Raw genomic sequence first — 25,900 nt, forward strand, 5'->3', positions numbered from 1 at the left:
TCGGACTGATATGCGGTCGTGGGCGCCGCCGACTGCGCGTCTTGATGCGCGGCCGCGGGCACGACCGACTGGGAATGCGGGTCGGGCGCGCCGCTCGGCGGGGCTGGTTCGGCCATAGCGCCCAGCGTAGCCATCCGCCCTCGACCCGGCTGGCCCGAGCCAGGACGAACAGGGCGGGAGGGCGGCGGGTGAGGGTCAGGAGGGCTGGTGGCCGGTGGCTTCGGGGCGGGGGCGGGCGGTGCGGTAGCGGCCGGCGCGGCGTTTGGCCTGCCAGCCGACCGCCTTGCGGACCAGGCGGGGCGCCTCGGCGTGGTCGACGCCGGTGGCGCGGAGCAGGTCGGTGGCCGTGGTGCGGATCTGGGCGACCACGACGCCGCCTGAGAAGCCGACGCCCTCCTCGTAGCCGCGGCCGGCCTCGGCGGCGGCCCGCAGCGCGCGCTCGCGGGTGGCGATCGGTTCGACGCCCTTGGCCCACTCCTGGCGGAGCAGGGCGACCGCGTCGCCGAGCGCTCTGATCGACTCGGGGAGCACCTCGGGCATGGTCTCCTGGTCGCCCATCGCGGTGAGCACCCGGCGGGTCAGCACCCGCACGTTCCGCAGGGCGTAGGTGAGGTGCTGGGCGCCGTCGACGTACTGGGCCAGCGCGCCCTTGGACCGCCAGCGGGCGGGGGCGAAGGCGACGTTCTCCCGGGCCGCGGCCACCGCGGCGGTGAACGCGGCGAAGGCGGCCTCGGCCGATCGAAGGCGGGTGAGCGCCTTGTCGACCGCGTCGTCGTCGTGGTCGGCCAGGCCATCGGCGACGCCGTGCAGGCCCTCGGCCAGTTCGGTGAGGGCGGGATCGGCGGCGCGGCGGACCACGCTCAGCGGGTTCAGGGGAAGCAGCAGCGTCATCACGATCAGGCCGACGCCGCCGCCGACCAGGGCGTCGATGAATCGGGTGTAGGGCAGGCCCGGCCCGGTGGTCAGGGTGGCGACGAGGACGGCGGACGAGGCGGACTGGACGACCAGCGGGGTGCCGCCGCCGACCGCGGTCGCCACCAGGACGGCGCCGAGCACGATCAGGCCGATCTGCCAGGGGCCGCGACCGATCAGGTAGATCAGCGCGTCGCCGACCCCGATGCCGATGGCGACGCCGAGGACCAGCTCGGCGGTGCGGCGGGCGCGCTGGCCCACCGACGAGGCCAGGGTGATCACGGCGGCGATCGGCGCGAAGAACGGTGTCGGCCGATGTAGCACGTCGTGGGCCAGGAACCAGGCCAGCCCGGCGGCCAGGGCGGCCTGGACGGCCAGGAAGAGTCCGCCGCGCACCCGGGTCCACGCGGCCGCCGCGCCATGCCGGGAGCGCCCGGGGATTCCGGCCAGGATCTTCGCCACCCTGCGGTCGGTGGGTTCGTCACCCGCCTCGGTCATGACCCAAACTTAGGCGGTGACGAGTCTTGTGGAGCAATGGCGGGCGGCGGTTCGGGGCGTCGGGGCAACGGCGGGGGACGACGACCTGGGCGCGGCGGGCGAATACCTGCTGTCGCGCTGGGCGGAACCACAGCGGCAATATCACGACGTGTCGCATCTGTCCGCCGTACTCGCGGTGGTGGATCGTCATGCGGCGCTGGCGCCGCATCCGGACCGCGTGCGCGTGGCGGCGTGGCTGCACGATGCGATCTACGACCCGCGGGCGCTGGGTGATGAGAACGAGCGGGACAGCGCCGAGTTCGCCGAGGGGCTGCTGACCACGCTGGGGGCGCCGGCCGAGGTGGCGGCTGAGATCGCGCGCCTGGTCGGCCTGACCGCGGGGCACGCGACCGGCGAGGACGACCCGGACGGCGAGTTGCTGTGTGACGCCGACCTGGCGATCCTGGCCGCCGACGAGGAGCGGTACGCCGAGTACACCGCGGCGATCCGGCGCGAATACGCGCACGTGCCGGACGACGCCTTCAAGGACGGCCGCGCCCAAGTGTTGAAGGCGCTGCTCGAACTGCCGTCGATCTACCGCCACCCGCCGCTGCGCGAGGAGTGGGACGCGAAGGCCCGCGCCAACCTGGAACGCGAGCTCAACGGCTGACGGCCAGCCGGGCGCAGGAGGAGGGCTCAGCGCAGGCGGAGAAGGGCTCAGCACAAGCGGGGAGAAAGGCTCAGCGCAGGCGGAGAAGGGCTCAGCACAAGCGGGGAGAAGGGCTCAGCGCAGAACGCGAGGCGCAGGGCGGAAGAAACAGGCGAAGAAGCGGCTCAGCGCAGGCGCGGCGAAGGACGGTGCAGGTGTTTGGGCCGGCGCAGGCCGTTCGCGCGCAGGCGGGCGGCCAGGTCGCGGGACGGCAGCAGCGTCGCGCCGAGCCACAGCGCCGGCCGGAAGCGTACGTCCGGGATGTCGTAGTGGTCGCGGTCGAAGGCCCGCCGCGGCGCCCCGAGCATCTCGGCGAACACGTGCAGTTCCTCGTAGGAGAGGTCGCTGATCAGGTGCGACCACAGCCGTCCGCGAGCCGGCCAGACCGGCTCGTCCACCAGGATCAAGGGCGGTCCGCGGCGTATCCGCGCACGTCGGGCACCCCGATCCGGGCGGCGTCGGCGGTCGCGTCGTCGGGCATCTTCTGGGACTGCCGCTCCGACTCGACCCGGGCCAGGTAGTGCTCGACCTCGCGCTCGCGCACCGCCTCGTCCCAGCCCAGCGCCTCGCCCATGATCGCGGCGGTGTGCTTGGCGGTCTCGGCGCCGCGGTGCGAGGTCTCGATGGAGATCCGGGTGCGGCGGGTGAGCACGTCGTCGAGGTGGAGCGCGCCCTCGGCCTGGGCCGCGTAGGCGACCTCGGCGGCCAGGTATTCCGGGGCACCGGTCAGCGGGGTGGCGAGCGCCGGGTCGGCGTTGATCATGGCCAGCAGGTGCACCGTGAGGGTGCCGTAGCGTTCGAGCAGATGTTCGACCACGCCGGTCGAGACGCCGTGGCGCCGGGCCGTGTCGAGACGGTCGCGCCAGGCCGCCGCATAGCCGTCCGCGCCGAGCAGGGGCAGCTCGGCGGTCTGCGACGGGCGCCACGGACCGCCCAGCCGGCGCACCGCGCGGTCGATCACGTCGGCCGCCATCACCCGGTACGTCGTGTACTTGCCGCCCGCCACCAGCATCAGCCCGAGCATCGGCTCGACCACGGCGTGTTCGCGGGACAGCTTGGAGGTGGAGTCGGCCTCGCCGGACAGCAGGGGGCGCAGGCCGGCGTACACGCCCTCGATGTCGTCGGTGGTCAGCGGCCGGTCGAGCCACTGGTTGACCTGGTCGAGCAGGTAGCTGATGTCGCGCGCGGAGGCCGCCGGGTGGGCCCGGTCGAGCTGCCAGTCGGTGTCGGTGGTCCCGATGATCCAGTGGCCGCCCCACGGGATGACGAAGAGCACCGAGGTGGGCGTACGGAGGATGAGGCCCGCCTCGCCGGTGATGGCCGAGCGCGGCACCACCACGTGGACCCCCTTGGACGCGCGGACGCGCAGGCCCGGGCGTACGCCGACGTCGCTGAGCATCTGCGACATGTCGTCGCTCCACACGCCGGTCGCCGCGACCACCGTGCGCGCCCGGACCTCGAAGTCGGGCTCGTCGGGCGCCTCCAGGTCGCGGACCCGCACGCCGACCACCTCGCGCGCCTCGCGGACGAAGCCGACCACCCGGGCGCTGGTCACCACCGCCGCGCCCAGGCTGCCCGCGGTGCGGGCCAGGTTGACCACCAGCCGCGCGTCGTCGACCTGCCCGTCGAAGTAGCGGATCGCCCCGGCCACCCGGTCGGCGCGCAGGCTCGGGAACATGTGCCGGGCGCCGTGGCTGCTCAGGTGGCGATGCAGCGGCATGCCCCGGCCCGAGCCGAAGACGCCGGCGAACACGTCGTACGCCGCCACGCCCAGCCCGTAGTAGGCGCGGTGCCAGGCCCGGGAGGGCGGGCTCGTCTTCTCCAGCGGGACCAGGATGGGGACCGGGCGCACCAGGTGGGGCGCGATCCGGCTGGCCAGCAGGCCACGCTCGGTGAGCGCCTCGTGCACCAGGTGCAACTCGAGCTGTTCCAGGTAGCGAAGGCCGCCGTGGATCAGCTTGCTCGACCGGCTGGACGTGCCGGCGGCCAGGTCACGGGCCTCGACCAGGGCAACCTTGAGGCCCCGGGAGGCGGCGTCGAGAGCGGCGCCCGCGCCGGTCACGCCACCACCGATGACGAGCACGTCGAACTGCTCGTCGCGCAAGCGTTTGAGGTCGGTGACGCGGCGTATCGGTGAGAGCCGGCCGGCCGTGTACCGGGAAACCGAGGGATCACGCACCCGTCCCACGTTAGCGCTCCGAGGCGTCACTCCGGCGGTTGAATCCGGCCCGGTAGGTTCGACGTCTGTGGACAGCGAGTTCTGGATCGCCGAACTGACCGACGACGACGTCCCGGCCGTGGTGTCCCTGTGCCGGGCCGCCCTGGATCTGCCGGAGGACGCGGCCGAGGCGGCCGAGATCGTGCACCGGCTGCGCGGGACCGGCGGGCCGGCGACCCGGCGGACGGCGGGTTTCCTGGCGCTGGCGCCGGCCGAGGAGAAGGCCTGGAGTGAAGGCGCCGGGGAAGAAGCGGCGGCGCCGAGCAACCGGGTGATCGGCGTGGTGCTGGGCTCGGTGTCCCACCGCGACCCGTCCATCGGGCACATCGACCTGATCGCGGTGGATCGGCGGGAGCGCCGCCGCGGCGTGGCCCGGGCCCTGGTGTCCCGGGTCGAGGGCGCGCTGGCCGGGCTGGGCGCCAGCGACGTGGTGATCGCCGGCAACCCGCCGGTCTACGCCTGGCCGGGCATCGACGTGCGATACACCCCGGCGATCTGCGCCGCGATGGCGCTGGGCTTCGAGGAGGACCAGCCCGCCTGGAACATGACCGCCGACCTGGAGACCCTGGGCGACACCGAGGCCGACGAGGCGCGGCTGGCCGGGCGGGGCGTGGTGGTCCGGGGCGCGACGCCGGCCGACGGGCCCGCGCTGACCGACTTCGCCGAGTCGAATTTCGGGCGCCAGTGGGCGGCCGAGATCACCGACAGCACCGGCTGTCACGTCGCCGTGCGGGACGGCTCGATCCTCGGCTTCGCCGCGTACGGGTCCCGGCCGAACTGGTTCGGCCCGATGGGCACCGCGCCCGCCGCGCAGGGGCTGGGCATCGGCTCGGTGCTGCTCAAGCGCTGCCTGGCCGATCAGAAGAAGGCTGGTCTGACGTCGGTCCAGATCGGCTGGGTGGGCCCGATGCCGTTCTACTCCCAGGTGGTGGGGGCCCGGGTCGAGCGGGTGTTCTTCCTGTATCGCAAACAACTCTGACGCCGGTCACGGCACGGTGGCCGTCGGCCCGCACGGCGCACCGGTCACGCACATCCCGGCGCCCGGCTTCACCGGCACCGACGTCTTCGACCACGAGGTGACCGACGGTGCCGGTGCTCGCGCCGACCCCGAGGGCGCGTGCAGTAACGACAGAACGGGCGGGCCGCAGCAGCGACCCGCCCGTTCGAGAAAGCTTGGACTCAGAAGTCCATGTCTCCGCCACCCGGAGCACCGGCCGGGGCCGGGTTCTTCTCCGGCTTGTCCGCCACGACCGCCTCGGTCGTGAGGAACAGGGCGGCGATCGACGCGGCGTTCTGCAGCGCCGAGCGGGTGACCTTGGCCGGGTCGATGATGCCCGCGGCCAGCAGGTCGACGTACTCACCGTTCGCGGCGTTCAGGCCGTGGCCCGCCTCGAGGTTGCGCACCTTGTCGACCACGACGCCGCCCTCGAGGCCGGCGTTGACGGCGATCTGACGCAGCGGGGCGTCCAGCGCGACCTTGACGATGTTGGCACCGGTGGCCTCGTCGCCCACCAGGTCAAGCTTGTCGAACGCGGTCTTGCCGGCCTGCACCAGCGCGACACCACCACCGGGCACGATGCCCTCCTCGACGGCCGCCTTCGCGTTGCGAACGGCGTCCTCGATGCGGTGCTTGCGCTCCTTGAGCTCGACCTCGGTGGCCGCGCCGACCTTGATCACCGCAACACCGCCGGCCAGCTTGGCCAGGCGCTCCTGCAGCTTCTCACGGTCGTAGTCGGAGTCCGACTTCTCGATCTCGGCCCGGATCTGGTTGACCCGGCCCTGGATCTGCTCGGCGTTGCCGTTGCCGTCGACGATGGTCGTCTCGTCCTTGGTGATGACCACCTTGCGGGCCTGGCCCAGCAGGGACAGGTCGGCGGCGTCGAGCTTGAGGCCGACCTCCTCGCTGACGACGGTGCCGCCGGTGAGGATGGCGATGTCGTCCAGCATGGCCTTGCGGCGGTCACCGAAGCCCGGCGCCTTGACGGCGACCGACTTGAAGGTGCCGCGGACCTTGTTGACGACCAGGGTCGCCAGGGCCTCGCCCTCGACGTCCTCGGCGATGATGATCAGCGGCTTGCCGCCCTGCATCACCTTCTCGAGGATCGGGAGCAGGTCCTTGACCGCGGAGATCTTGCTGTTCGCGATCAGGATGTAGGGGTCGTCGAAGACGGCCTCCATACGCTCGGCGTCGGTCATGAAGTACGCCGAGATGTAGCCCTTGTCGAAGCGCATGCCCTCGGTGAGCTCGAGCTCGAGCCCGAAGGTGTTGCTCTCCTCGACGGTGATGACACCTTCCTTGCCGACCTTGTCCATGGCCTCGGCGATGATCTCGCCGACCGTGGAGTCACCGGCGGAGATGGAGGCGGTCGAAGCGATCTGCTCCTTGGTCTCCACGTCCTTGCTGAGCTGCGTCAGGGCCTCGATGACGCTGGCCACACCGGCCTCGATGCCCCGCTTGAGGGCCATCGGGTTGGCGCCGGCGGCAACGTTGCGCAGGCCCTCACGAACCAGCGCCTGGGCCAGGACGGTCGCCGTCGTCGTGCCGTCACCGGCGACGTCGTCGGTCTTCTTGGCGACCTCCTTGACCAGCTCGGCGCCGATCTTCTCGAAGGTGTCCTCGAGCTCGATCTCCTTGGCGATCGACACACCATCGTTGGTGATGGTGGGCGCGCCCCACTTCTTCTCGAGCACGACGTTGCGGCCCTTGGGGCCGAGCGTCACCTTGACGGCGTCGGCGAGCTGGTTCATGCCCCGCTCGAGGCCGCGACGAGCTTCCTCGTCGAATGCGATGATCTTGGCCATACGGCTGTGTCCTCCCGGACATTCACAGGAACCTCTGCGGACGTCGCCACCTGGCGATGCGACGTCCTCAGGTCGAGCCGGATAGCCCGCGACGACCGGCCCCGTGCCGGGGCACCGATGGCGGCGCCCGGCCGGAACCCCACCGTCCCGACCTGCTTGGCACTCACATGACGCGAGTGCCAACGCCATGTTTAGCACTCCGAGGGTGCGAGTGCAAGGACGAAGCCGTAGTCACCCGACTAGTTACGCCGGTGGCGAAACCGGTGGCAGCGAGGTCGGATAGACGCAACCTGCTTGCCGCTCCCCGCTGTGCCGGGTAGGCAGGCATCATGGTGTCGCTCAGCACAGCCCCCCGCTCGACGGTCGCGGTTCACCGCGTGACGCCGGAGGACGCCGGCCGGATGCGCGCGTTGCGCCTGGAGATGCTGGCCGACAGCCCGCTCGCCTTCCTCGAGACGCTGGCCGCGGCGGCGGCCCGGGGCCACGACGACTACCGGCGCCGGATCGTGCAGGCCAGCGCCGGGCGGACGCTCGCCCAGTTCGTGGCCGACCCGGGCGGCCCGCTGGTCGGCCACGCCGGCGGCACGGTGCTGCCGGAGGACCCGGCGGCCACGGTCGTCTTCGCGGTCTACGTCACCCCGGCCCGGCGCGGCAGCGGCGTCCTCGCCGACCTGGTCGAGGCGGTCGCCGACTGGTCCCGGCAGGCCGGGCGGAACGAGTTGATGCTCGAGGTGGTGACCGGCAACGACCGGGCGGTCCGGGCGTACGAGAAGCTGGGTTTCACCGACACCGGCGTCCGCGTGCCCCACCCGGTGATCCCGAGCCTCACCGAGCTGCAGATGCGCCGGACGGCGTGAGATGCGCGCCCGCACGCTGCTGACCTGGGCGAACGGCACCACGCTGGCCGGCCTGGCGATCGCCCGGGCCAGCGGCGCGACGATCCGGCCGGGCCGTGACGGCGTGCTGATCGCCGAGGGCTACACCCGGCGGATCCCGAAGAACACCTGCTTCACCGTCGGGTCGGTGATCTTCACCCGGCGGACGGCGGAATGGCTGCTCGCCGACGAGCGGACCGACCTGTTCGGCCACGAGAGCCGGCACGTCGGCCAGTACGCCGCCCTCGGTCCGCTGTTCTGGCCGGCCTACTACCTGTTCTGCGGCTACTCGTACGCGATGACCGGCTCCTACGGCTGCCGCAACGCCCTGGAGAAGCACGCGGGCCTGCACGCCGGCGGCTACGACCCGGACCACCCGCTCCGCCCCTGGGCGGCGCGCTTCCGACGAAGGAGGAGCGAGAACGGCTAGACCGTCAGCTCCCACTGCATCCAGGTGTCCGCCGCCTTGAAGCCCATCGCCCGGTTGATCGAGAGCATGTACTCGTTGGCCGTGGCGTTGAACGTGTCGATCGCGGTCAGCGTCGGCTTGTGCTCGAGCGTGTGACGCAGGTTCCCCAGCTTGACGATCGTCCCGAGCCGGTGGCCGCGGTGGTCGGGGTCGACGATCGTGATGTGCTGCCAGATGTGCGTCTCCAGCGCGGGCGGCCCGGAGAGCGTCGACCAGGCGACCATCCGCCCGCTCGCCTCGTGCACCATCCCGGTGTGGAAGCGGTCCATGCCCCGGGCGAGCCGGTTCTGCTCGGACTCGCGGACCCGGTCGGCGTCGATCTTCTCCGGCTCGATCGTGAGATCACCCATCGGCGCGTCCTCGACCATCCGGCTGTCCAGGTAGGCGATGTCGTCGAGGTACTGGTCGGCGGGCATGCCCAGCCAGCTCAGCACCCGGTAGCCGGCGGCGTGCTCCCACGCCTCGGCGAGCATCGACGCGTGCCGGGCGGGGTCGACCGTGGTCAGGTCGAGCCGGCTGCGGGTCTCGGGCAGCGCGGCCTTGGCCCCCGCCGCCGCGGCGAAGGCGTCGCCGTCGGGGCGGTTCTGGACCGTCTCCGAGGAGATGTGCTTCCGGCCCTCGGCCCGGGTCCGCTCGATCGCCCAGTCGAGCAGGGCCCGGCCGACCCCGCGCCGGCGCAGCTCGGGGTGCACGTTCAGGTCGAGGCTGACCAGCTCGAGGTTGTCCAGCAGCGGCAGGCCCAGCTCGGCGGTGCCGGCCGGCTGACCGTCGAGCGTGGCCAGCGCGCGGATGTGCCGTTGAGCGGGGTAGCCCCGGCGCACCGTGTCGACGTAGAAGGGCTCCGGGATGTACGGGATGTCCGGCACCTCGTGGAGCTGGGCGGCCCTGGTCACCTGGTAGGCCTGGTGGAGGACGGACTCGTCGGAGCCGTCGAACGCGGCGACATCGATGCGCATCCCCACAGACTGGACGCACTACCAGTCCGCCGCGACCGAATTACCGGGAGAGATATTGGTCGGGAGGACACGCGCACAGCGCCTCCGGCACTGGGTCGTTGGGCCCCGGTAGAGATTGTCGCCAAGCTCGAAGGTGGGGCCTCGTACGGCGTCGCGTCCTCCCGCAGAGAGCATCCTGCCGACGTTGTGATCCCTTCGCAAGTCCTCGCAGGATGGAAAACGAACTTACTGTCGGATCACCGACTACACCCTGTTACCCGAGCAGGCCGGCGTCGCGAGCACCCCGCAGCGACGGCTTGATGCGGTGGGTGGGCCCGACCCGGTCGGCCACCGCGTCCAGCGTCTTGAGTCCCTCGCCGGTGTTGAAGACCACCGTCTCCTTGGCCGGGTCGAGCTTGCCCGAGGCGATCAGCTTCTGCAGGACGGCCACGGTCACCCCGCCGGCCGTCTCGGCGAAGACGCCGGTGGTGCGGGCGAGCAGCTGGATGGCCTCGCGGATCTCGTCATCGCCGGCGTAGTCCATCCAGCCGCCGGTGCGCTGGACCGCCTCGATGGCGTAGGCGCCGGCCGCCGGGTCGCCGATGTTCAGCGACTTGGCGATGCCGGTCGGCTTCACCGGGACGATCTGGTCGGTGCCGTTGTGCAGGGCCGTCGCGATCGGATTGCAGCCGGCCGACTGGGCGCCGAACACCCGCCAGCCGCCGGCCGGGGCCTCGACCAGGCCGATCTCGACCAGCTCGGTGAACGCCTTGTCGATCTTGGTGAGCAGCTCGCCACTGGCCATCGGGATGACCACCTGGGCCGGGATGCGCCAGCCGAGCTGCTCGGCCACCTCGTAACCGAGCGTCTTGGAGCCCTCGGCGTAGAACGGGCGGACGTTCACGTTGACGAACGCGGTGTCCTCGAACTCGTCGGTCTCGACCAGCTCGCCGCAGAGCCGGTTCACGTCGTCGTACGAGCCGTCGATCGCGACCAGCTCCCCGCCGTACACCGCGGTGGTGACGATCTTGCCCTGTTCGAGGTCACCGGGGATGAAGACGATGGACGGGACGCCGGCCCGGGCCGCGTGGGCGGCGACCGAGTTGGCCAGGTTGCCGGTGGAGGCGCAGGCGAAGCGGGTGAAGCCGAGGCCGCGGGCGGCGGTCAGGGCCACCGAGACCACGCGGTCCTTGAACGAGTGGGTCGGGTTGGCCGAGTCGTCCTTGACCCAGAGCGGCGCGTCCAGCCCGATCGCGGTGGCCAGCGCCGGGGCGCTGACCAGCGGGGTCAGGCCGGGGTCGAGGGTCACCCGGGTGGCCGGGTCCTGGCCGGCCGGGAGGAGCGGCGCATAGCGCCAGATGTTCTGCGGACCCGCCTCGATCTGGGCCCGGGTCACCTGGGCGATCGCCGCCGGGTCGTACGCGACCTCGAGCGGCCCGAAACACTCGTAACAGGCGTGCTGAGCGGCCAGCGGGAACTCGGCGCCGCAGGCCCGGCAGACCAGGGCGCGCGCGGGGCTGGAGGTGGTGGGAGCGGATGCACTGACGGTAGACGTCACGGAGATTCCTCTCATCTTTCCCATACCGAGATGGCTGGGCCGGAATTAGCACCTGCCGCGCGGGGCCTCGTCATCGAGACATGCGTGGTGGTTGCCGGGGCTTCGCAGGGCCGTTCCCTCTGCCCCTCTGGATGAGGTATTCAGTTGTTTCCCACACCTTACGTGCCCATCACGCTAAGCGAAAACGTGATGCTTATGACGTGATGTCCTTGCGGGTGAAGCGCCAGAACGCGAGAGACCAGAAGATCGTGGCGTACGCGACCGCGGCGATCGCCCCGCGCACCATGTCGTCGGTCTGCGGCGGGGTGGAGAGCAGCCCGAGCCAGGCGTCGCTGTAGTGGGTGGGCAGGAAGTCGCGGACCACCCCGAGCGCCTCGATCTGGTCCAGGATGCTGGACAGGATCCACAGCAGCACCGCGCCGCCGACCGCGCCCAGCGCCGCGTCGGTCAGCACCGACAGCAGGAAGGCCAGCCCGGCCACGATCAGCAGGATCACGGCCAGATAGCCGAGGATCCCGAGCAGCCGCAGCAGCCCCTCGCCGGGCGGGATCTCCGCGGCGATCGTGCTGCCCAGCGGGTGCCAGCCGTACCGCAGCGTGCCGACCAGCAGCGCCACCCCGGCCAGGGTGAGCAGGCCGAGCAGCGAGTAGGCCAGCGCCACCACGAGCTTGACGCCGAGCAGCCGCGCGCGCGGCACCGGGATCGCCAGCAGGTAGCGCAGGCTGCCCCAGGACGCCTCGCTGGCCACGGTGTCGCCGCAGAACAGCGCGACCACCACGACCAGCAGGAACGACGCCGAGACGAACAGGCAGAACAGCGCGAAGTTCAGCCCGCCCGAGGTGGCCAGGTCGACCAGGCTGGAGAACTGCCCGCCACCGTTGTCGTCGTCGCTCTCGCCGCCGAACTCGAACGCCACCAGCACGATCAACGGCAGAAGAGCCATGAAACCCAGAGCCAGCTGGGTACGCCTCCGTGAGGCCTGCCGCCTGACCTCGGCCCAGATCGGCATGGTGGCCGACGGCCGATATCCCGTGGCTGAGTTTCCACGCTCCGCGGTCCGGCGATCATTCGCCGTCGTGGTCGCGACCGTAGCCTCCCCGCTGCCGCTTCCCGTCATCGGTCTCCACTCCCCCGCGAGTTCTCGCCGACCAGAGCCAGGAAGGCGTCTTCCAGGCGGCGTCTCGGCACCACCCGATCGACACCGACCCCGGCCCGCACCAGCGACGCCACCACCTCGGCGCGCGGGGTGCCGTTCATGTCCACGATCAGCCCGTTCGCCCCGTCCGGCAGCACCGAGGCGACGCCCAGGCCGCCCAGCACCCGCGACGCCTCGGCCACGTCGCTCACGTCGATCTGCACCGACGGCGACTCGCCGACGATCTCGTCGACCAGCCCGGACGCCACGATCCGGCCCTTGTTGACCACCACCGCGTGGGTGCAGGTCTGCTCCACCTCGGCCAGCAGGTGGCTGGAGACCAGCACCGCCCGCCCGTCGGTGGCGTACCGCTTGAGCACCCGGCGCATCTCGGCGATCTGTGGCGGGTCGAGCCCGTCGGTCGGCTCGTCCAGCACCAGCAGCTCGGGCAGCCCGAGCATGGCCTGGGCGATGGCCAGCCGCTGCCGCATGCCGTGGCTGTAGTTCTTGGTCCGGCGGTGGATCGAATCGCCCAGACCGGCGATCTCCAGCGCCTCGTCGAACCGCGCGTCGGCCCACGGCCGCCCGGTCGCCTGCCAGTACGCCCGCAGGTTCTGCTCGCCGGTCAGGTGCGGCAGGAAGCCCGGCCCCTCGACCAGCGAGCCGACCCGGGACAGGATCGGCGACCCCGGCACCAGCGGGTTGCCGAAGACCAGCGCCTCACCCCGGGTGGGCATGGTCAGCCCCATCAGCACCCGAAGCGTGGTGGTCTTGCCGGCGCCGTTCGGACCGAGCAACCCGACGACCTGACCGCGCTCGACGGTGAAGCTGATGTCCTCGACCGCGACGAAGCCGTCCGCATATTCCTTGCGCAGGTCGCGCACGACCAGCGGGGTGTCGGCGAACTCGGCCACAGTCGGCGCCCGCCGCGCCCGGCGGCGGCGCAGCAGCAGCACCACGGCCAGCCCCAGCACGATGGCGGCGATCAGGCCGGCCAGCACGTACCGCCAGATCACCTGGGGGTTGCTGATCGGCGTGCCCACCATCGTGGGCAGTGTGAGCGTGGGCTCGACCGCGACCGTGTAGGTGGCCGGGGCGGCGGGCGTGAGATAGCCCTGGTCGGAGGTGGCCACCACGACGCGCAGCGCGTTGCCCGCCTCGATCCGCCGGACGATCGCCGGCAGGGTGACGGTGACCGGTTGGGCCTGGGCGAGGTCGCGCGGCAGGCCGGTGAGCCGGACCGGGGCGACCAGGCCGGCGCTCAGCGTCTCGGTCCCGGCCGGGTTCACGTCGTAGAGCTTGACGAACAGCGTCGCCTCGCCGGTCGGTGACGCGGCCCGCAGCCGGACGGTGGGCGCGCCGACCACGTCGACCGACTGCGCGACCGGCTCCGAGGCGAACGTGGCGTACTGGCCGGGGATGTCGCCGGCCACGCCTTCGAGCAGCGTGGACAGCCGGCCGCCGACGCCGGGCAACGAGGAGAGGCCGCCGGGATTGCCGTTGGGCGGGTTGGCGATCGGCTGCGCCGGGCCTTGCACGGAGATGTCGGTGCGGCCGGTCCCGCTGATGCCGGGGTACGCGTCGACCGAGTACCCGTTGGTGACCAGGCCGCGGTCGAGCGCGCTGAAACCGGCCACCCGCGAGTAGGTGAAGCTCATCGACGGAGCGGCGCCCTCGCCCTTCACGTAGTGGTTCAGCCACTGGACGGTCAGGAACTTGGTCCGGTCCTGATCGGTCTGCGGCCCGAGCCCGCCGTCGTGCCCCCCGGTGAACCAGGCGACCCGCACCGGCGTGCCGGCCGCCGCGATGCCGCGCGCGTTGGCGTCGGCCTCGGAGAGCGGGAAGAGCGTGTCCACCGCGCCCTGGATGAGCAGCGTCGGCGCCTTGATCCGGCCGAGCACGGCCTGCGGGCTCGACTTGCGCAACACGTCCAGCGCGGCCTGGTCGGGGATGCCGGTGGTGGCCATCGAGAGGTAGGCGGCACAGACGTCGGCGGCGAAACGTCCACAGGCGGGGTTGGTGCCGGGCGGGAGCTGGGCCGGCAGCCGCGGCGGCAGCTCGGCGCCGCCGGTGTCGGGCGAGTCGCCCGAGGCCGCGGGCGAGGCGGCGCCGTTGCCGAAGAACAGGCCGGCCCAGCCCTTCTTGAAGACGCCGGGCGCGCCGGTGCCGGCCGACTGCGGCAGGAACGAGCGGCCCAGGTCGTTCCAGGTGATCAGCGGGACGATCGCGTCGACCCGTGGGTCCTGGCCGGCCAGCATCAGGGCGAGAGCGCCGCCGTACGACCCGCCGACCACGCCGACCCGCGGGTCGCCGTTCGCGTCGGTGCGAACCTCGGGCCGCTGGGCCAGCCAGTCGAGCAGGCGCTGGGCGTCCCGGACCTCGTGGTCGGGACTGTCCAGGTGGATCTGTCCGCCGCTGCGCCCGAAGCCGCGGGCGGTCCAGGTGAGCACCGCGTACCCCTGCTCGGCCAGGTCTTCGGCGTCGGTCCGGACCGAGTTCTTGGTGCCGCCGAAACCATGCGCCAGCAGCACCGCGGGCACCTTGCCGTCGCGGTCGCGGGGCAGGTAGAAGCGGGTGTCCAGGTCGATCGTGGCCGCACCGGCCGGCGCCTCGGGCACGGTGACCATCTGGTCGGCAGTGGTCCAGGCGGCGCGGTCGGGCAACACGGCGGCCACCACGAGACCCGCGACGATCACCAGAACCGCCGCGGCGGACAGAACCCTACGACGGCCTGATTGCATGCGTGCAAAACTATCCCGCTCCAACTGTGCGAGTGCTGTGAACTGCGAGGGGATACGACCGGCGGGGAGACGCTAGCTTTGTACGCGTGGCAGACGATCTCACGCTGACCGTGACCCAGCGGCCCGCGGCCCTTGACGCTCGTCGCGGCATCGTCCGCCTGCATCCCGAGGTGATGGCGGCGCTGGCGATCAACCCGGGCGACCCACTTCGACTGGACGGCGCCCGCACCACGGCCGGCATCGCGGCCCGGGCCGAGGCGAGCGCCAGCCGCGCGCTGCTCTACGCCGACGACCTGACCATCGGCAACCTCGGCCTGCGCGACGGCGGCCAGGTGACCGTGACCCCGATCCCGGTGGTCGCGGCCCGCCGGGTCACGCTGAGCGGCCCGGCCGAGATCGTCGCCGTGGTCTCCCCCGAGATGCTCCGGCTCGCGCTGCTGGGCAAGGTGGTCAGCGCCGGCGACGACGTGTCGCTGCTGCCACAGGACGTGCTGCTCTCGGCCGATCACCGGGCGGCCGTCGAGGGCGCCCGGCGCAGCCTCTCCAACCGGGTCGGCTACGCCTGGACCAGCACGCTGCTCAAGGTGATCGACGTGGCCGAGGCGGACGCCGCGCTGGTCACCATGGACACCGTGGTCGGCTGGCAGGACGGGCACTTCGCCCAGCCGGCCGGCGCCCGGACGGAACGGCCCCAGGCGCCCGCGACCACCGACCCCGAGGTGCCGCCGCCCTCCATCGACGACCTGCCCGGCCTGCGCACCCAGGCCAAGGAGCTGACCGAGCTGCTCGACCTGGGCTTCCACCACCGCGAGGTGCTGGGCCGGCTGGGCACCACGGTGTCACTGGGCGTGCTGCTCTCCGGTCCGGCCGGATCGGGCAAGTCCGCGCTGGTGCGGGCGGTGGCCGCGGGCGTGGGCGCGCGGGTGCTGGCGATCTGGGGTCCCGAGCTGGCCGCGCTCACCAACGACGCCGCGGCCGGCCGGCTGCGCGCCGCCGCCCGGGAGGCTCGCACGGGCGGCCCGGCCGTCATCCTGGTCGCCGATGTGGAGGCGCTCGCCCCGCGTGCCGAGCCCGGTCCGATCGCCACGGTGTTCCGGCAGGTGCTGGCCGAGACGGTCAAGGCGGGCGTGGCGGTGGTCTGCACGACCAGCCGGCCCGAGACGGTCGATCCCGAGCTGCGCGCGCCCGACCTGCTGGCCGTGCAGCTCGCGGTGGCGCTGCCCGATCAGGCCATGCGCCGCGAGCAGCTGGGTGTGCTGACCCGGGGAATGCCGCTGGCCGAGGACGTGCGCCTGGACGACGTCGCCGGGCGTACTCCCGGATTCGTCGCCGCCGATCTCGGCGCCCTGGCCCGCGAGGCCGGGGTCCGCGCGGCCCTGCGCCAGAAGGAGGCCGACTCGCCGACGGTGGCGATGGCCGACTTCGAGGCGGCCCTCGACGTGGTCCGGCCGACCTCGATGGCCGAGTCGTCGCTGGAGGTCGCGGCGGTCACGCTGGACGACGTCGGCGACATGGCCGAGGTCAAGCAGGTGCTCACCGAGTCGGTGCTGTGGCCGCTGACCTACCCCGACACGTTCGCGCGGCTGGGCGTCTCGCCGCCGCGCGGTGTGCTGCTCTACGGCCCGCCCGGGTGCGGCAAGACCTTTCTGGTCAAGGCCATCGCGGGTACGGGTAAAGCGAACGTGCTGTCGGTCAAGGGCGCCGAGCTGCTCAGCAAGTGGGTCGGCGACAGTGAGAAGGCGGTGCGGGAGCTGTTCCGCCGCGCCCGCGAGGCCGCACCGACGCTGGTCTTCCTGGACGAGGTGGACGCGCTGGCGCCGCAGCGGGGGCAGGGCACCGACGGCGGCACCACCGACCGCGTGGTCGCGGCGCTGCTCACCGAGCTGGACGGTGTCGAGGAACTGCGCAACGTGGTGGTGATCGGGGCGACCAACCGGCCCGACCTGATCGACTCGGCGCTGCTGCGGCCGGGCCGGCTGGAACGACTGGTCTACGTGCCGCCGCCGGACACCGAGGCCCGCCTGGCGATCCTCAAGGCGTCGTCCCGCTCGGTGCCGCTGGACGACGAGGTCGACCTGGACGCGCTCGCCGCCGACCTGGACGGTTTCTCGTCGGCCGACTGCGCGGCGCTGATCCGTGAGTCGGCGCTGGCCGCGATGCGTGAGTCGCTGGAGGCGACCCGGGTGACCGCGGCCAACGTGACCGCGGCCCGCGGCCGGATCCGCCCGTCGCTCAACCCGGCCCAGGTGAAGTGGCTGGCCGAGTTCGCCGACCAGCAGGCGCGAGCCTAGCGGCGGCGGCTGCGCGCCCGGGTCGAGCGCAGGCGGCGGAGCCGGCCGACCAGCACCGGGTCGTGTTCGAGCGCGGCCGCGTTGTCCAGCAAGGCGTTCAGCAGTTGGTAGTAGCGCGTCGAGGAGAGCTCGAAGGTGTCGCGGATGGCCTGTTCCTTGCTGCCCGCGTGGCGCCACCACTTGGCCTCGAAGGCCAGGATCTTCAGCTCGCGCTCGGACAGCGCCGCGACCGGCGGCGCCTCGGCGGCGTGGGCGGTCGTGCAGGGAGCGGGCGGCCTCGGGGCCGGAAGACGCTCCACATCGGATGGTGAGGTTTCGGGGTGCATGGTGCTCCTGAGCACGGATCGAAGAGCATCGTACGAGCAACCCCGAAGCTACCTCATGTGATGTCGCGGCGTTGCATGGTCCACAGGGCGGCACCCACAATGACGACGAAGATCGCCACCCACAGGCCGCCGGCCATCGGCCAGGTCAGGGTCAGCGTGTCCGGCTGGCAGCCGTTGACCGCGGAATAGGCGCAGGACTGGTAATTCTCGAGTTTGATCTCCTTGTTCATCCAGGCGACCGCCCAGATCGGCAGCAGGAAGATCTCGCCGAACGGCACCGACGCCATGTTCAGCACCAGGAACAGCCCGAACTGCAGGACCACCACGACCCCGGCGGCCACGCCGAGCGCCACCGCGGTGTGCCGGCCCAGCGAGGCCAGCCCGAACCCGATCGCGGTGCCGAGCAGGATCAGCACGACCGCCCGCAGCTCGGTCAGCGCGGTCGACCGCCAGGCGCCGGCCGTCATGCCGTCGAGGGTGCCGCGCGTCGACGCGATCCCGATGAAGGCGAGCGTCCAGAGCACCGCGACGACCACGCTCAGCGCCGCCGCCGCGCCCAGCAGGATGCCCAGCTTGGTCCCCAGCACCTGGAGCCGGCGCGGCCGCCAGAGCAGCAGGTTCATCATGCCGCCGCTGCTCCACTCGGCGCCCACATAGGAGGCGCCGACCACGAACCCGAGCAGCACGAAGATCGCGGCGAACGTGGTCAGGACGGCGCCGAAGTCGGACTTGAAGGTGAACGTCGACGGCATGTGCCAGTCGGGCGAGAAGTCCTGCGGCTGCGGCTGGTAGAGCTGCGTGCAGTCGGCCGGCAGGCCGTTGGTGCCCGGCGCTCGCTCGCAGGTGAGCCGGTCCTGCTCGGCCTGGCGCACCGCGTCCTGGTACTCACGCTCGGCCGCCGCCTTGGCCTGGGCGACCTGCTCGGGGCCGACCTTCTCGTTGCTGAGGGAGATGCCCGCCGCGATCGCGACCATCACCGCCAGCGTCCCGGCGACCAGCCAGCGCACGAAACGGCGCTTGGTCAGCCGGCGCAGTTCCGCCGTGGCCAGGCTCACTGTCCCCACCCGCCCGCTCCGCCGGTCGCCGCCGCCGACTCGTCCACCTGCCGGTTCACCCCGTCGACGGGCGCCGTGCCGGTCAGCTCCAGGAAGACGCTCTCCAGGTCGACCGCCACCGGCGCCAGCTCGCTCACCCACACCTCGTGCTGCGCGAGCACCCAGGTGATCCAGGCCGGTCGGTCCACCCCGCCGACCATCAGGTGGTCGTCGGCCGCGGTCACCTGCGGCGCGCCCGCCGAGCGCAACACCTCGGCCACCGCGACCAGGTCGACTCCGGGTTCGACGCGTACGCGGACCCCGGCCGACCGGTTGTGGGACAGCACGCTGGCGACCGAGCCGGCCGCGACCCGGCGTCCGGCCGAGATGATCGTGACCGAGTCGCAGATCAGCTGGATCTCGCCGAGGATGTGGCTGGACACGACGACCGTCATGCCGGCCTCGCTGAGGGTGCGCATCAACGAGCGCATCTCCCGGATCCCGCCCGGGTCGAGCCCGTTGGCCGGCTCGTCCAGAATGAGCAGCTTCGGGTTCTTGAGCAGCGCCGACGCCACGGCGAGCCGCTGCTTCATGCCGAGCGAGAAGGTCTTGACCCGGTCCTTGGCACGGTCGCGCAGGCCGACCAGTTCGAGCACCTCGGGCACCCGCGGCCGCGGCACCCCGCCCGCGTCGGCCAGCAGGCTGAGCGTGTCCCAGGCGGTGAACGGCAGGAAGAACTGGGGGCTCTCGACGATCGCGCCGACCTGTCCGGCCACCGCCGGCAGGTGCTCGGGGACCTCGCGGCCGAGGATGGTCATGCGCCCGCCGTTCGGCTTGATCAGGCCGAGCAGCGTACGCAGCGTGGTGGTCTTGCCCGAGCCGTTGGGCCCGAGGAAGCCGTGCACCTGACCCGACTCGACGACCATGTCGAAGCCGTCGAGCGCGCGGCGCACCCCCTTGCGGCTCCGATAGGTCTTCTGCAGACCCTCGATCTCGAGTACGGCGGTCACGCGAGCACCTTATGTGCCCGGTTCCACATTCAGGCGCGGTTTGGGCGCCCCGGAGGCGAATGTGCGACAGGGCATCAAGCCACGATGACCTCGACGCCGACATCACGGAACCCGGCCAGCGCGCTCTCCGGGGCGGTCGAGTCGGTGACCAGCACCTCGACCTTGCTGATCGGGCAGATCCGGGCGAAGGCGTGCCCGCCCAGCTTCGACGAGTCGGCGATCACCACGACCCGCTTGGCCCGGGCCACCATCAGGCTGTTCATCGCGGCCTCGCCCTCGTGATGGGCGGCCGCGCCGAGTTCCACGTCGAGCGCGTCCACGCCGAGCAGCACGACGTCGAGGGTGACCTCCTTGAGCAGCGCGCCGCCGAGCGGGCCGACCAGCTCGAAGGACTGCGGGCGGACCACGCCGCCGGCCACCACGATCTTCATCCGCGAGCGGACCAGCAGCTCGTTGGCGATGTTCAGGGCGTTGGTGACCACGGTGAGCTGGGCGCCCTCGCCGCTGGTGTTGAGGTCGGCGCGGACCGCCAGGGCCCGGGCCACCTCGGTCATCGTGGTGCCGCCGTTCAGCCCGACGACCATGCCGGGGTCGACCAGCCGGGCCGCGGCCTCGCCGATGCGCTGCTTCTCGGCCGAGTGCTTGGCGCTCTTGTAGCGCAGCGGCAGGTCGTAGGAGACGCCGTTGGCGACCGCGCCACCCCGGGTCCGGGTGATCATCTGCTGCTGGGCGAGCTGGTCGAAGTCGCGCCGGATGGTGGCCTGGGACACGTCCAGTCGCGCGGCCGCGTCCTCGACGGTCACCCGCCCGCTCTCCGCCAGTAGCTCGAGCAGGGCATTCCACCGCGCGTACCGATCCACCCACCCCTCCTCATGCACGTTCCGTGATAAGAGTGTGCACATTAGTGCTCGAAAAGCGGCGGAGCAAAGATCGCGCCTGCGCGAACGTAACCCGACTGTTGCGATCCCAGCGGAGATCCACGCAGAATGCAGCTCGAAAGGGCACCGTACCGAACGCATATGCGCATCCCCGCCGCCGAAGGAACCCAGATGACCTACGTGCAGACCGAGATCGCCAGCCAGCCCGACTGCTGGGAGCAGGCGGCCAAGCTGGCCTCCTCGCCGGGGCTGCCGGTCGCCGGCGAGCGGGTCGCGGTGGTCGGGTGCGGCACGTCGTGGTTCATGGGCCAGGCCTACGCGGCGCTGCGCGAGCAGCTCGGGCAGGGCGAGACCGACGCGTTCCAGGCGTCCGAGTTCCCGGCCGGGCGGCGGTACGACCGGGTCGTCGCGATCACCCGCTCCGGCACCACGACCGAGGTGGTCGACCTGCTCGGCGCCCTGCGTACCCCGACCACGGTGGTGACCGCCGATCCGCTGCAACCGGCCGCGGCGGTGGCCGACGAGATGGTCGTGCTCGACTTCGCCGACGAGCAGGCCGTGGTGCAGACCCGGTTCGCCACCAGCGCGCTGGCCCTGCTGCGGGCCGGGCTCGGCCAGGACATCGCCCCGATCGCCTGCGACGCCGAGGTGGCCGTCCGGCTGCCCCTGCCGATCCGGGTCGAGACCACCACCCAGATCACCTATCTGGGTCGCGGCTGGACCGTCGGCCTGGCCCACGAGGCGGCGCTCAAGTGCCGTGAGGCCGCGATGATGTGGACCGAGGCGTACCCGGCGATGGACTACCGGCACGGGCCGATCTCGATCGCGGCGCCGGGCCGGGTGGTCTGGGCCATCGGTGACGTGCCGGCCCACCTGGCCGACGACGTGGAGGCCACCGGCGCGTCGTTCGTGCACGCCCGGCACCACGGCGGGTACGGCGCGATCGGGCGCTGGTGCGGCGGGCGTACCCCGCTCGACCCGATGGCCGACCTGATCCTGGCCCAGCGGGTGGCCATCGCCCTGGCCGAGGCCCACGGTCTCGACCCCGACCACCCCCGCAACCTGACCCGGTCTGTCGTCCTCCAGTGACGCCCGTCGTCATCGCCCTCGACGTGGGCGGCACCGGCATGAAGTGCGCGCTGGTCCACCCGGAGGGCCGGGTCCTGCACACCGAGCGACACCTGACCCGGGCCGAGCGCGGGCCCGAGGCGGTGACCGAGACGATCCTGTCGGTCATCGTCGGCCTGGCCGAGCGGGCGCGCGCCGAGGGACTCGAGCCGGCCGCGGTGGGCCTGGCCGTCCCCGGTGTCGTCGACGAGCCGAACGGCATCGCGGTCTGGTCGTCCAACGTGGGCTTCCGGGACGTGCCGATGCGCGACCTGGTCGTGGCCCGGCTGGGGTTACCGGCCGCGCTGGGGCACGACGTCCGCGCCGGTGGCCTGGCCGAGGCGCGGCTGGGCGCGGGCCGGGGTGAACCGCACGTGCTGTTCATCGCGATCGGCACCGGCATCGCCGCGGCCCACGTGGTCGACGGGGTCGCGTTCGCCGGGGCGCACGGCGCCGCGGGCGAGGTCGGGCACGTGATCGTGCGGCCCGGCGGCCCGCCCTGTCCGTGCGGCGGGAACGGCTGCCTGGAGTCGATCGCGTCGGCGTCCGCGATCGGCCGGCGGTACGCCGGGGTGTCCGGCGTGGCCGATTCCACCGCCTTCGACGTCGCCACCCGGGCCGCGGCGGGCGAGGCGCTCGCCCGTACGGTCTGGGACGAGGCCGTGGACGCCCTGGCCGACGGGCTGCTGACCGCCCAGGCCCTCTACGACGCCGGGATGATCGTGATCGGCGGCGGCCTGGCCGAGGCCGGCGAGGCGCTGCTGGCCCCGCTCCGGGGCGCGCTGGACGCGCGGAAGAGGTTCCTCCGGCTGCCGCGCGTGGAGCGAGCGGCGCTCGGGGACAATGCAGGCTGCCTCGGCGCCGCCCTCCTAGGACTGGACGCGCTGTCGTGAACATCGCTGGCCGCATCGTCCGGCCCGGCTCGATCGTCCCCGGCCACGTCACGGTCGACGGTCCGGCGATCCTCGCCGTCGAGGAGTCGGCGGCCGACACCACCGACTACGTGGTGCCGGGCTTCGTCGACCTGCACTGCCACGGCGGGGGCGGGCACACCTTCACCACCGGGGATCCGGTCTCGGCCGCCGCGGCCGCGGCCTTCCACCTGGCCCACGGGACCACGACGGTGCTCGCGAGCCTGGTCAGCTCGCCCTTCGACCTGATGCGGGACGCGGTGACGGCGTTCCAGCCGCTCGTCGAGGACGGGCTGATCCACGGGGTCCACTTCGAAGGCCCCTACCTGTCCGCGGTCCGCTGCGGCGCCCAGAACACCGACTTCCTCCGTGATCCCGACCTGACCGAACTGCGGGCGCTGGTCGCGAGCGGCATCGTCCGCGCCGTCACGATCGCCCCCGAGCTGCCCGGCGCCCGGGAGGCGATCTCCTTTCTCCACCGGAACGGCGTCGTCGCGGCCATCGGGCACACCGACGCGTCGTACGAACAGACCCTGAAGGGTGTGGAGGCCGGCGCCACCCTCGGGACGCACCTCTTCAACGGCATGCGCCCGATCCATCACCGCGAGCCCGGCCCGGTCATCGGCCTGCTCGCGGCCAGGCAGGTCGTCTGCGAGCTGATCGCCGACGGCGTCCACCTGCACGACGGGATGCTCGGCTACCTGGCCCGCGCCGCCGGCCCGGACCGCACCGCCCTGGTCACCGACGCGATCGACGCGGCCGGGATGCCGGACGGCGCCTACGACCTCGGCGGCCAGACCGTGACCGTGGCCGGCCGGGTCGCCCGGATCGCCACCGGCTCGATCGCCGGCAGCACGCTGACCATGGACGCGGCCCTGCGCCGGGCGGTCGGCGCGGGCATCCCGCTGACCGACGCCTGCCTGATGGCGTCGACCACCCCGGCCCGGGTGCTGGGCCGGTCGGACGAGGTCGGCGCCCTGGAAGCCGGCCTGCGCGCCGACCTGGTCGTGCTCTCCGACGACCTGCGGGTCAAGCGCGTGATGCGGGCCGGAGAATGGATCTGACCAGGTCGTCGACGTACTCGTCGGTGATCTCCTGCCCGGTGACCAGCGCGACCGCCCAGGAGCGGGCCGACGCGCTGGCCGAGGCCTACCTGCCGGTCTCCCCCGAGGGCGGCCGGCTGCTCTACGCGCTGACCCGCGCCGCCCGCCCGCCCGGGTCGAGTTCGGCACCTCGTACGGAATCTCCACCCTCCATCTCGCCGCCGCCGTCCGCGACAACGGCGTGGGCCGCGTGGTCACCACCGAGATGAGCGCGGCCAAGATCGCGGCGGTCGACTTCGTCCGCGACCCGGCCGACGGCTACGTGAGCGTCGGCTTCCCGGTCGAGGACGGCATGGAGATCAGCTCCCGGGCCGGCTAGCTCCGACCGGGGCCCGGCGCTCCAGCCATCGCGGGAGCGGCAGCGTCTCCCACGGGACGCGGGCCAGCAGCCGGGCCAGCACCAGCCCCAGGAACAGGCCGGCGATCGAGTCGGTGATCCAGTGCCAGCTCAGGTAGGTGGTCGTGCCGAAGACGATCACCGGCGGCAGGATCCGCAGGGCCAGCCTGGCCCGGCGGCCCAGCCCGCCGATCAGCCCGGCCAGCAGGAACGCGATCACCGCGTACCAGACCACCGCGTTCGCCACGTGGCCGGACGGATAGCTCATCCCGAGCGGGCCGACCGCGGCGTCGTTGAACAGGATCGTCCGGTCCGGGCCGGTGAAGGCCGGCGCCGCTCGCTGGAAGAAGATCTTGGCCGGGCCGATCGTCAGGTACGTGAGCACGCCGGTGGCCAGGAACACCAGCAGCGGCCGCACCGACCGGGTCCGCCAGGCCAGCAGCACGGCGAGCAGCACGGCCAGCGGCATCAGCAGCCAGCCGCCCTGGCCCAGGCTGTTCAGGACCCGGGCGATCCAGTAGGCGACCGGCGGCCGGTGCGCGTCCGACCAGTCGGCCACCACGGCATCGGCCCCGAGCAGGTGCCCCTGCGCCAGCAGCACCGTGAGCAGCGCGAACGCGCCCACGAAGACCAGGTCGGGCCACCAGCTGCGGGGTCGGGTCACGCGACCACGGTACCTACAGCTTGCTCTGCAACTGGTTGTGGAGCAGGTCGGCCCGCACGCCCGAGTTGGGGCAGCCGCCGAAGTGGTGCAGCGCGACCACCTTGTTGGTCTTGCGGGACAGCACCGGCGAGCCGGACGAGCCGCCCTCGGTGTCGCAGTAGTAGGAGACGTCCGAGCCGGCCGCGTACCCGGTGTAGCCGTTGTCCGAGACCGCGCAGTTGCCCGCCTTGTCACCGAGCACGCCGGCGATGCGCGTCGGGTCGCCGGCCGGGTGCTGCGGCACGTACAGCGGCTGGCCCTTCGCCGGGCGGGCGGTGTCCAGCTCCAGGTAGCCGTACTTCTTGATCGCGTTGAAGTTCTCCACCGTGAACAGCGTGTAGTCGAGCGTGTGGTTGGTGGCCAGCACCTGGTCGCCCCAGACCTTGGTCGGCTTGAACGTGTCGAAGCCGCCGCAGGCCGCGCACTGGTAGTTGAACCACACCTCGGTCTCGTAGGCCGCGTCCGAGTTGTCGAAGCAGTGGTTGTTGGTCAGCAGGCGGTTGTTGGCGCCGATCCGCCAGCCGGTGCACAGCTCGGTGCCGTCGATCAGCAGCCGCGCGGCCGCCTTCGACCGGGTGTAGGCGACCGGGTCGTTCGACCGGTAGCAGACCGCGTCCTTGGACTCGTCCGAGCCGCAGACCGATTCCTCCCGGCCGGTGCGGCCCGGCGCGGTCAGACTTTCCTCGGGCACACCCCGCTGTTCGGTACGCGAGAAGCCGCGCGCCACCCGGTCGACGCTGACCCCGAGGTCCCCGGCCAGCGAACGCGTGCCGAGCGGGTCGATGCCCCGGTGCATCTCCACCACCGCGGTGTCACCGGTCACCGACATCGCCCACTTGTCCACCGACGCGCCCTCGAGCAGCGGCGGCGCGTCGTACCGGTAGGACTCCTCGCCCTTGGCGTCGGAGACCGTCAGGTAGTCGCCGGGCACCATCATCATGCGGTCGAAGTGCAGCTTCACGTACGAGGCGCCGGGGTAGCGGAAGGTCTCCTTGCGCGGGCTCTGCTCGTACCCCAGGATCTTTCCGACCCGCAGCAGCTCACCCACCTTCTGCCGGCCCTTGGCGGCGGCCGCGGCCGCGCTCTCCTCGACGACCCGGCGCGGGGCCGCGGGCTTGGTCCGGACCGGCTCGGCGTGCGTGCGCGGGTCTTCGGTCTCGGGCTGCCCGGTGGTCGTCACCGGCGCCGCTTTGGCCGCGCGTTCGGCCAACGACACGGGGGTAGGCTCCACCGCCGGCGCCTCCTGCCAGCCCCCGACCGGCCGGCGGTCGGCGCCGGTCGGCGCGTTCCAGGCCACCGCACCCGCCGATCCGGTGAGTACGAGGGCGGCACAGGCCCCGACGACGATGCCTACCTTGCGGCGCATGCT

24 protein-coding genes, 1 pseudogene and 1 riboswitch are annotated in these 25,900 nt (G+C 72.4%); of the genes and pseudogenes, 11 read left to right on the plus strand and 14 right to left on the minus strand.

What is annotated here, in order from left to right; translation table 11 throughout:
- Positions 1-195: 195 nt before the first annotated feature.
- Positions 196-1,410: an FUSC family protein gene (locus AB0M54_RS03995; protein WP_364313380.1), complete on the minus strand. Its 1,215-nt coding sequence runs from the start codon at positions 1,408-1,410 to the stop codon at positions 196-198.
- Between the two features lie 16 nt (positions 1,411-1,426).
- On the opposite strand from AB0M54_RS03995, the gene AB0M54_RS04000 reads away from it, so the two are divergent.
- Positions 1,427-2,059: a metal-dependent phosphohydrolase gene (locus AB0M54_RS04000; protein ID WP_364468950.1), complete on the plus strand. Its 633-nt coding sequence runs from the start codon at positions 1,427-1,429 to the stop codon at positions 2,057-2,059.
- Between the two features lie 164 nt (positions 2,060-2,223).
- On the opposite strand, the gene AB0M54_RS04005 is transcribed toward AB0M54_RS04000, so the two are convergent.
- Together AB0M54_RS04005 and AB0M54_RS04010 are read right to left on the minus strand one after the other, a co-directional pair.
- Positions 2,224-2,505, minus strand: coding sequence for a DUF4031 domain-containing protein (locus tag AB0M54_RS04005; protein WP_364313374.1), 282 nt, complete (start codon positions 2,503-2,505; stop codon positions 2,224-2,226).
- Positions 2,502-4,277: a glycerol-3-phosphate dehydrogenase/oxidase gene (locus AB0M54_RS04010; protein ID WP_364468952.1), complete on the minus strand. Its 1,776-nt coding sequence runs from the start codon at positions 4,275-4,277 to the stop codon at positions 2,502-2,504. Before AB0M54_RS04010 ends, AB0M54_RS04005 begins: the two co-directional genes overlap by 4 nt.
- 67 nt (positions 4,278-4,344) lie before the next feature.
- Here AB0M54_RS04010 and AB0M54_RS04015 point away from each other — a divergent pair, with 67 nt between their 5' ends.
- The gene (locus AB0M54_RS04015; protein ID WP_364468954.1) at positions 4,345-5,295 is read left to right on the plus strand and encodes a GNAT family N-acetyltransferase; all 951 of its coding nucleotides are present in this window, start codon (positions 4,345-4,347) and stop codon (positions 5,293-5,295) included.
- Between the two features lie 16 nt (positions 5,296-5,311).
- Positions 5,312-5,581 carry an Ig-like domain-containing protein gene (locus AB0M54_RS04020; protein ID WP_364468956.1) on the plus strand — a complete coding sequence of 90 codons (270 nt, stop codon included), beginning with the start codon at positions 5,312-5,314 and terminating at the stop codon, positions 5,579-5,581.
- Here the strand turns inward: AB0M54_RS04020 and groL are convergent.
- Positions 5,496-7,118: a chaperonin GroEL gene (gene groL / locus AB0M54_RS04025; protein ID WP_364313366.1), complete on the minus strand. Its 1,623-nt coding sequence runs from the start codon at positions 7,116-7,118 to the stop codon at positions 5,496-5,498. The genes AB0M54_RS04020 and groL overlap by 86 nt on opposite strands.
- A gap of 329 nt (positions 7,119-7,447) precedes the next feature.
- On the opposite strand from groL, the gene AB0M54_RS04030 reads away from it, so the two are divergent.
- Entirely contained in the window at positions 7,448-7,975 is a 528-nt protein-coding gene (locus AB0M54_RS04030) for a GNAT family N-acetyltransferase (protein WP_364313363.1), read from the plus strand.
- A gap of 1 nt (position 7,976) precedes the next feature.
- Positions 7,977-8,423: a hypothetical protein gene (locus AB0M54_RS04035; protein WP_364468958.1), complete on the plus strand. Its 447-nt coding sequence runs from the start codon at positions 7,977-7,979 to the stop codon at positions 8,421-8,423.
- Here AB0M54_RS04035 and AB0M54_RS04040 read toward each other — a convergent pair.
- The 4 genes from AB0M54_RS04040 to AB0M54_RS04055 form a co-directional block, all read right to left on the minus strand.
- On the minus strand, positions 8,420-9,418 hold the full coding sequence (locus tag AB0M54_RS04040; RefSeq protein WP_364313360.1) for a GNAT family N-acetyltransferase: 999 nt from the start codon (positions 9,416-9,418) through the stop codon (positions 8,420-8,422). The genes AB0M54_RS04035 and AB0M54_RS04040 overlap by 4 nt on opposite strands.
- 253 nt (positions 9,419-9,671) lie before the next feature.
- Positions 9,672-10,955 carry a threonine synthase gene (gene thrC / locus AB0M54_RS04045; RefSeq protein ID WP_364313357.1) on the minus strand — a complete coding sequence of 428 codons (1,284 nt, stop codon included), beginning with the start codon at positions 10,953-10,955 and terminating at the stop codon, positions 9,672-9,674.
- Between the two features lie 8 nt (positions 10,956-10,963).
- Positions 10,964-11,093, minus strand: a riboswitch (SAM riboswitch).
- 55 nt (positions 11,094-11,148) lie between these two features.
- A complete protein-coding gene (locus AB0M54_RS04050) occupies positions 11,149-11,964 on the minus strand; it encodes an ABC transporter permease subunit (protein ID WP_364468960.1) in 816 nt (271 codons plus the stop codon).
- Positions 11,965-12,068: 104 nt separating this feature from the next.
- Positions 12,069-14,831, minus strand: coding sequence for an alpha/beta fold hydrolase (locus tag AB0M54_RS04055; RefSeq protein ID WP_364468962.1), 2,763 nt, complete (start codon positions 14,829-14,831; stop codon positions 12,069-12,071).
- Between the two features lie 86 nt (positions 14,832-14,917).
- On the opposite strand from AB0M54_RS04055, the gene AB0M54_RS04060 reads away from it, so the two are divergent.
- The gene (locus tag AB0M54_RS04060) at positions 14,918-17,122 is read left to right on the plus strand and encodes an AAA family ATPase (protein WP_364313349.1); all 2,205 of its coding nucleotides are present in this window, start codon (positions 14,918-14,920) and stop codon (positions 17,120-17,122) included.
- Here the strand turns inward: AB0M54_RS04060 and AB0M54_RS04065 are convergent.
- From AB0M54_RS04065 to AB0M54_RS04080, 4 genes and pseudogenes are all read right to left on the minus strand, one after another.
- Positions 17,119-17,343: pseudogene (locus tag AB0M54_RS04065) on the minus strand (DUF3263 domain-containing protein); the annotation flags it as partial. The gene AB0M54_RS04060 and the pseudogene AB0M54_RS04065 overlap by 4 nt on opposite strands.
- A 158-nt stretch (positions 17,344-17,501) precedes the next feature.
- On the minus strand, positions 17,502-18,503 hold the full coding sequence (locus AB0M54_RS04070) for an ABC transporter permease subunit (RefSeq protein ID WP_364469188.1): 1,002 nt from the start codon (positions 18,501-18,503) through the stop codon (positions 17,502-17,504).
- Entirely contained in the window at positions 18,500-19,492 is a 993-nt protein-coding gene (locus AB0M54_RS04075; RefSeq protein WP_364468964.1) for an ATP-binding cassette domain-containing protein, read from the minus strand. The genes AB0M54_RS04070 and AB0M54_RS04075 overlap by 4 nt, the downstream gene beginning before the upstream one ends.
- Positions 19,493-19,566: 74 nt before the next feature.
- The gene (locus tag AB0M54_RS04080; protein WP_364313345.1) at positions 19,567-20,352 is read right to left on the minus strand and encodes a DeoR/GlpR family DNA-binding transcription regulator; all 786 of its coding nucleotides are present in this window, start codon (positions 20,350-20,352) and stop codon (positions 19,567-19,569) included.
- A 189-nt stretch (positions 20,353-20,541) separates the two neighbouring features.
- Here AB0M54_RS04080 and AB0M54_RS04085 point away from each other — a divergent pair, with 189 nt between their 5' ends.
- From AB0M54_RS04085 to AB0M54_RS04105, 5 genes are read left to right on the plus strand one after another with little or no spacing between them, the layout of a single operon-like run.
- Entirely contained in the window at positions 20,542-21,459 is a 918-nt protein-coding gene (locus AB0M54_RS04085; RefSeq protein ID WP_364468966.1) for a sugar isomerase, read from the plus strand.
- On the plus strand, positions 21,456-22,370 hold the full coding sequence (locus tag AB0M54_RS04090; protein WP_364313340.1) for an ROK family protein: 915 nt from the start codon (positions 21,456-21,458) through the stop codon (positions 22,368-22,370). The genes AB0M54_RS04085 and AB0M54_RS04090 overlap by 4 nt, the downstream gene beginning before the upstream one ends.
- Positions 22,367-23,452 (plus strand): N-acetylglucosamine-6-phosphate deacetylase, encoded by a 1,086-nt coding sequence (gene nagA, locus AB0M54_RS04095; protein WP_364468968.1) that lies wholly within the window; start codon positions 22,367-22,369, stop codon positions 23,450-23,452. Before AB0M54_RS04090 ends, nagA begins: the two co-directional genes overlap by 4 nt.
- A complete protein-coding gene (locus tag AB0M54_RS04100) occupies positions 23,443-23,700 on the plus strand; it encodes a hypothetical protein (protein WP_364468970.1) in 258 nt (85 codons plus the stop codon). The genes nagA and AB0M54_RS04100 overlap by 10 nt, the downstream gene beginning before the upstream one ends.
- Positions 23,682-23,810 (plus strand): hypothetical protein, encoded by a 129-nt coding sequence (locus tag AB0M54_RS04105; RefSeq protein ID WP_364468972.1) that lies wholly within the window; start codon positions 23,682-23,684, stop codon positions 23,808-23,810. Before AB0M54_RS04100 ends, AB0M54_RS04105 begins: the two co-directional genes overlap by 19 nt.
- Here AB0M54_RS04105 and AB0M54_RS04110 read toward each other — a convergent pair.
- Together AB0M54_RS04110 and AB0M54_RS04115 are read right to left on the minus strand one after the other, a co-directional pair.
- Positions 23,791-24,492, minus strand: a complete 702-nt coding sequence (locus AB0M54_RS04110; protein WP_364468974.1) for a phosphatase PAP2 family protein — start codon at positions 24,490-24,492, stop codon at positions 23,791-23,793. The genes AB0M54_RS04105 and AB0M54_RS04110 overlap by 20 nt on opposite strands.
- Positions 24,493-24,505: 13 nt before the next feature.
- Positions 24,506-25,897: a serine protease gene (locus tag AB0M54_RS04115; protein ID WP_364468976.1), complete on the minus strand. Its 1,392-nt coding sequence runs from the start codon at positions 25,895-25,897 to the stop codon at positions 24,506-24,508.
- Positions 25,898-25,900: the final 3 nt, after the last annotated feature.

This window comes from Actinoplanes sp. NPDC051470 (genome assembly GCF_040682035.1).
Taxonomy (GTDB): domain Bacteria; phylum Actinomycetota; class Actinomycetes; order Mycobacteriales; family Micromonosporaceae; genus Actinoplanes.